Origin of the sequence: Hyalangium sp. (genome assembly GCF_035629615.1) — a bacterium.
Taxonomy (GTDB): domain Bacteria; phylum Myxococcota; class Myxococcia; order Myxococcales; family Myxococcaceae; genus Hyalangium.
Genome location: NZ_DASPHO010000485.1, coordinates 1 through 6,200, shown reverse-complemented (window position 1 = coordinate 6,200; position 6,200 = coordinate 1). Strand labels below are relative to the sequence as shown.

Genomic DNA, 6,200 nt, shown 5'->3' with positions numbered 1-6,200 from the left:
TCACCTTCACCTGGGTGTCCAGGCGGCCGAGGAACTCGAGGGAGCCATCGCCCCGCCAGCGGACCCGATCCCCGGTCCGGTAGAGGCGACCCGCGGGCTCGGCGCCGAAAGGGTTGGGCACGAAGCGCTCCGCGGTGAGCTCAGGCTGGCCAACGTAGCCGCGTGCCAGTCCATCCCCACCGAGGTAGAGCTCGCCAGCCACGCCGATCGGCACCGGCTGCATGTGCCCATCCAGGACGTAGACGGTGGTATTGGAGATGGGGCGACCCAGCGGCACCGGGTCCTCCACGCGGGAGTGTGGCTCCATGCAGCAGGCCACCGCGAAGGTAGTGCACTCCGTAGGGCCGTAGCCGTTCGTGACGGCCACTCCCAGCTCCACCATGCGGCGAGCGTGGAGGGCGGACAACACATCCCCGCCGACGACGATGCGGCGCACGCTCGCCAGCCGCTGTGCAGCCACGTCCACCACCTGGCTGAAGAGGCCGGACGACAGATAGAGGCAGGTGACGCCATGGCGAGCGATCACCTCGGTCAGCTCCAGCGCATCCGCGGGAGGGTGAGGCGGGAAGACGGCCAGGCTGGCACCCGTGAGCAGGCTGCCCCAGAGCTCGAAGGTGGAGGCGTCAAAGGAGAGAGGCGAGGCCAGCAGGAGCGTCTCCCCTGGGCCCAGCTCTGCGTATCGGATGTTCTTGACCAACCGCAACACCGATCGGTGCTCGATGCAGACCCCCTTGGGCCGGCCGGTGGAGCCGGAAGTGAAGTCGATGTAGGCGAGGTTGCGAGCTGTCACTCCAGAGTGCGGGGTGGAGTCAGGTTCTTCTTCCAGACGGGCCTCGTCCAGGAGCAGGTGATGCAGCCCCTGCGCGGGGAGCTTCGGCAGCAGGGCCATGGTGGTGACGAGGGCGTCGGGTCGCGCATCCTCGAGCATGAGGGCCAGGCGCTCGCGAGGGTAGTCGGTGTCGAGAGGGACATAGGCGCCGCCTGCCTTGAGAATGCCCACCAGGGCGACGACGAGCTCCAGGGAGCGCTCCACGGCGATCGCCACGCGCGAGTCCGGGCCCACGCCCATGCGGCGCAGTCGCCAGGCAACCTGGTTGGTACGCAGGTCCAGCTGCCGGTATGTGAGCTGCCGCAAGCCGAACTGCACGGCCACGGCCTCTGGAGCCCTGAGGACCTGTTCGGCGAAGGCTTCAGGAATCGTGGAATCGCGAGGGAAGTCGACGGCGGTGTCATTCCACTGCACCAGCAACTGCTGCCGCTCTTCTTCGCCCAGCATCGCCAGTCCTGAGAGCCTCGCATCCGGCTGCTTGACGGCCCCCTCCAGGAGTCTGCACAGGTGCCCCGCCATGCGCTCGAGGGTGCTCTGCTCGAAGAGGGCCGTGGAGTACTCCCACTGGCCCGCGAGCGTGTCTGGCTCCTCCCAGGAGAGCAGGGTGAGATCGAAGGGGGCGCGACCCGGATCCACTGCGAGCGGCTCTACTCCCAGCCCAGGCAGCTTCAGCTGTCCCAGCTGGGAGACCTGGGGGGCGAACATCACCTGCACCAACGGGAGCGTGCTGAGGTCTCGCTCGGTCTGCAACGCCTTCACCAGGCGCTCGAAGGGGAGCTCCGCGTGCTCATGAGCGCCCAGGCTCGTCTCTCGTACCCGCGCCAGCAGGGTCCGGAAGGACGGCTCTCCAGAGAGATCGGCCCGCATCGGCAGGGTGTTGACGAAGAAGCCCACCACGCCCGCCAGCTCCGACCGCTCCCGCCCAGCGTGAGGCATGCCGACGAGGAACTCCTCCTGGCCGGTGTAGCGGTGGAGCAACGCCTGGAACGCGGCGAGCAGCACCATCGTAGGCGTGACGCGCTCCTGGGCTGCCAGGGCCCTCAGCGCCAGGGTGGTCTCCCTGCCGAGCCGGAAGAGCACTCGTGCGCCGCGGAAGTCCTGGACGGGGGGCCGAGGCCGATCCGTTGGAAGCTCCAGGATTGGAGGGATCCCCGCGAGCTGCTGCTTCCACCAGGTGAGCTGCTCCTCCAGCGCTGGTGTCTCGGCCCACTGCCGTTGCCAGACCGCATAATCGGCATACTGCAGCGCGAGAGCCGGCAGGGCGGGAGGCTGACCCCTGGCCAAGGCGCCATAGAGGGCTTCCAGCTCGGTGTAGAGCACATCCATGGACCAACCGTCCGTGACCGAGTGGTGGAGGTTGAGCAGCAGCACGTGCTCGTCCTCACCCAGCGCCAGCAGGCTCGCTCGCAGGAGGGGTGCCCGATGGAGGTCGAAGGGGTGTCTCGCGTCGGCCTCAGCGCGTCGATGGACTTCCTGCTGCTGCTCTTCTGGCGGCAGAGCCCGCAGCTCGACGCGCTCGAGGTGCAATGGAAGACGCGCCGCAATCACTTGCATCGGCTGGCCATCGAGCTCGGAGAAGCGGGTTCGCAGGGACTCGTGACGGGAGACGAGCACCTCGAGACTCTTCTCCAGTGCGTCGGCGTCGAGCGGCCCGTGCACCCGGAAGAACGCCGGGCAGTTGTACGCGGCGCTCGCAGGGGCAAGCTGTTGAAGGAACCAGAGCCGCTCCTGGGCGAAGGAGAGCGGCACGACAGCGCCACGGGATGCGGAGATGATGGAGGGGGTGGCCTGCTCCCCGCCCTGAGCCTGGCTCAGCTGGGCTGCCAGCCCGGCCAGCGTGGGATGGGAGAAGAAGGAGCGCAGGGAAACGTCCACCTGGAAGTGCTGGCGTATCCGCGACGTCACCTGCAGGGCGCGCAGCGAGTGCCCTCCCAGCGCGAAGAAGTCGTCGTGGAGCCCGACACGGTCCAGTGAGAGGCTCTCCTTCCAGAGGGCCGCCAGCGCCTGCTCCGTGGGGGTGCGTGGGGCGACGAACTCTTGCGCCAGCTCCGGACGTGTCCCATCTGGGACTGGCAGGGCCCGGCGGTCCACCTTGCCATTGGGATTCAAGGGCAGGGCCTCCAGCACGACGAAGAAGGCCGGCACCATGTAGGACGGCAGCTTCCGCGACAGGTATTCTCGCAACTCCATGGTGGAGGGGTGCGGACTCGCCTGCGGGACGACGTAGGCTACGAGCTGCTTGTCACCCGGCCCGAGCACGCGGGCCGCGACGACGACCTGCCTCACCGCCGGGTGATCGCCGAGCACGGCTTCGATCTCTCCGAGCTCGATGCGGAAGCCTCGAATCTTGACCTGATGATCGATGCGTCCGAGGAACTCGAGCAGTCCCCCAGAGAGGTACCGGACGAGGTCCCCCGTCCTGTAGAGCCGGGCTCCGGGCTCTTGCGAGAAGGGGTGGGGGATGAAGCGCTCCTCCGTGAGCTCCGGCCGGCGCCAGTACCCTCGGGCGAGGCCTTCTCCTCCGATATAGAGCTCGCCTGGCACGCCTCGAGGAACGGGCTGCAGGTGGCGATCGAGCACGTAGGCCTGCACATTCGGTATGGGTCGTCCGAGCGGGATGGAGGTGGCTCCCTCCGGCACCTCCGTGATGGGGTGGAGGTGGGTGAAGACGGTGGTCTCGGTGGGACCGTACCCGTTGAAGAGCTGCGGGTGGCTCTTCTCCTGGAGCGCCACTCGGATCCAGTGGGGATCCAGGACATCGCCAGCGACGATCAAGGCCCGGAGGGGCTGGAAGAGCAGAGGCGCCTCCCGGATCAGGGTGTTGAACATCGCGGGGGTCAGGCAGCACACGGTGATGGCCTGCTGTCGCAGCTCCTCCCCGAGTGCCTTCGTAGACAGGGTGACATCTCGCGCGCCGATGACGATACGGGCTCCATTGAGGAGCGAGGCCCATATCTCGTACACAGACATGTCGAATGAGTAGGTCGCGCCCTGCAGGACGCGATCGTCGGGGCTCAGGTCGGCATGGAAGGCGAGCTGGACGACGGAGCGCTGGACGATGCCGACACCTTTCGGAGTGCCCGTCGAGCCCGAGGTGTAGAGGAGATAGGCGAGATTGGCGCTCCGAGCCTCGCTCGGCAGCGGGGCCAGCTCCTCGTCAGCAGAAGAATCTCCCGCCGCGTCGACGCGGAGGAGCTCGACGCCCTCGAGCGGAAGCGGGAGCGGGGACGAGCCCACTGCCACCACCACCCTGGCTTGGGCATCCTCGATCATCCAGGCCAGGCGCTCGGCGGGAAGCTCTGGGTCGAGGGGCACATAGGCTCCCCCTGCCTCGAGAATGGCGAGCATGGCGATGATCGTCTCGGGCGAGCGCTGGGTGAAGAGGGCCACTCGGTCCTCGGTCCTCACCCCCCGCTGGCGGAGCGCATAGGCGATCCCATGGACTCGGCGGTCCAGCTCCCGGTACGTGAGCTGTCGTTCGCCAGAGACCAATGCCACGGCCTCTGGGGTGCGACGGACCTGTGCCTGGAAGGCCTCGTGTATCGTCACATCCTTCGGATAATCCGCTCGTGTCTGGTTCCACTCGTACAGGAGCTGGTGCTCCTGCTCGGGGGACAGCAGTGGAATCGCAGAGATCCGCTGCTCCGGTGTCTCGAGGGCCCCGCGCAGCAGCGCCTCCCAGTGCCCGAGCAGCTGTGCAGCGGACTCCGGCAGGAACAGCTCGCGGTTGTATTCGAGCTTCAAGCTCAGGCCGGTCCCCAGGTCTCGGGCAGACGCGATGAGCTCATAGGCGACGAACGGGAGCTCAATATCAACAGGTGTGAGGGTGAGTGCCGGGCTCGTGAGGGGGGAGGGCCACGGGGCTCTCAGGGAGAAGAGCACCTGGAAGAGCGGAGGCCGGCTCAGGTCTCTCGCGGGTGCCAGCGCCTCGACGAGGTCCTTGAAGGACAGCTCACCCTGGGCCTGGGCTTGGATGAAGTCTTGCTGAGTTCGGAGGACGAGCTGACGGAAGGAGGGATCATCTCCCACTCGCCCGCGCAACACGACAGGATTGCCAAAATAGCCCAGGAGGTGTCGCACGCCGGGAAGCTGCCGCCCAGCCAGGGGGGTCCCCACGGGGATGTCATCCTGGTGGGTGTAGCGGTAGAGCACGGCCTGCAGGCCCGAGAGCAACACCGCGAAGAGCGTGACACCCTCCCTCTTCGCCAGGGCTCTCGCGGCCCGTCCAAGCTCCGGAGATACGGCCCGCTCCGCCGTTCCTCCTGCAAAGGCTTGTATGGAGGGGCGAGGCCGATCCACTGGGAGGTCCAGGGCAGGGGTTGCCCCCTGGAGCTGTTCCCTCCACCAGGCGAGCTGCCGCGCGATCTTCTCTCCCCGAAGATGCTCGCGTTGCCAGCTCGCATGATCCCGGTATTGGAGCTCGAGTGCCGGCACGTCTGCCGTTCGCCCCTCACAGCGCGCCGTGTACAGCGAAAAGAGCTCGGAGAAGAGCAAGCCAAAGGTCCAGTCCCCATCCGAGATGAGGTGATGCATCGTCACCACAAGCAGATGCCGGTGGCGATCCAGCCGCACCAGACAGACCCGCCAGAGGGGGCCGTGCTCCAGGTTGAAGGGGCGGGAGGCCTCCTCGCGAGCGAGGGACAGTGCCTTCGCCTCGAGCCCTTGAGCGCCCTCCTCCTCGGCCGCCCTCACGTCTGCCTCGCGCCAGGGCAGCTCGATCTCAGGCGCAATTCGCTGAGCGGGCTGCTCGCCCGTCTCGACCAAGGCTGTCCGGAGAATCTCGTGTCGCCGCGAGACTTCAACGAGTGTTTGTTTCAACAAGGGCACGTCGAGCTGCCCATGGAGCCAGGCACCCGCACGCTCGTGGAAGGCCGGAGCGGCACCGTGGAGCTTGGACAGGAACCACATGCGTTCCTGCTCGAATGAGAGAGGAAAGTGAGAGGGATTTTTCATGGTCAAGGCTGAGAGGTCAAAGCTGGTGCCTGAATTCTAACTTTTTTGAGATCTAAGTGCTCTAACACCTTCCCATTTTCATTTTCGTGCAGCGCGGGTGTGAAAAGAGCAACCGGGTTGCATTTGCTGGGCAGGGGTGCTCCATGGGCGCTCGACTCCTCACTTCTGGGGGTCGCCAGCCAGAGCCTCGTCCGTGGGGCCAAGCTCGAGGCTCTGGCAGAGTATGGCCCCGGATCGTCACCCACATGACAGTCGAGCACGGACTGGCGTATATTGGCGCACCTCGGGTTCTTGGGGGGTTATGCCACACTTCAGACACACTCTGCGGGCACCTGTGTGCCCGTGTCGGTCCGCTCACTCAGCAGGAATCGCTCCAGGCGTCGCCGTGTGGAGGAGGCCATGACCTCCACCGGGCCCG

1 protein-coding gene is annotated in these 6,200 nt (G+C 66.6%); it reads right to left on the bottom strand.

The genetic code is table 11. From position 1 onward, the window contains the following. Positions 1-5,737 (bottom strand): non-ribosomal peptide synthetase (locus VD972_RS24815; RefSeq protein ID WP_324991040.1); only part of this gene is annotated, 5,737 nt, incomplete at its 3' end. Positions 5,738-6,200: the final 463 nt, after the last annotated feature.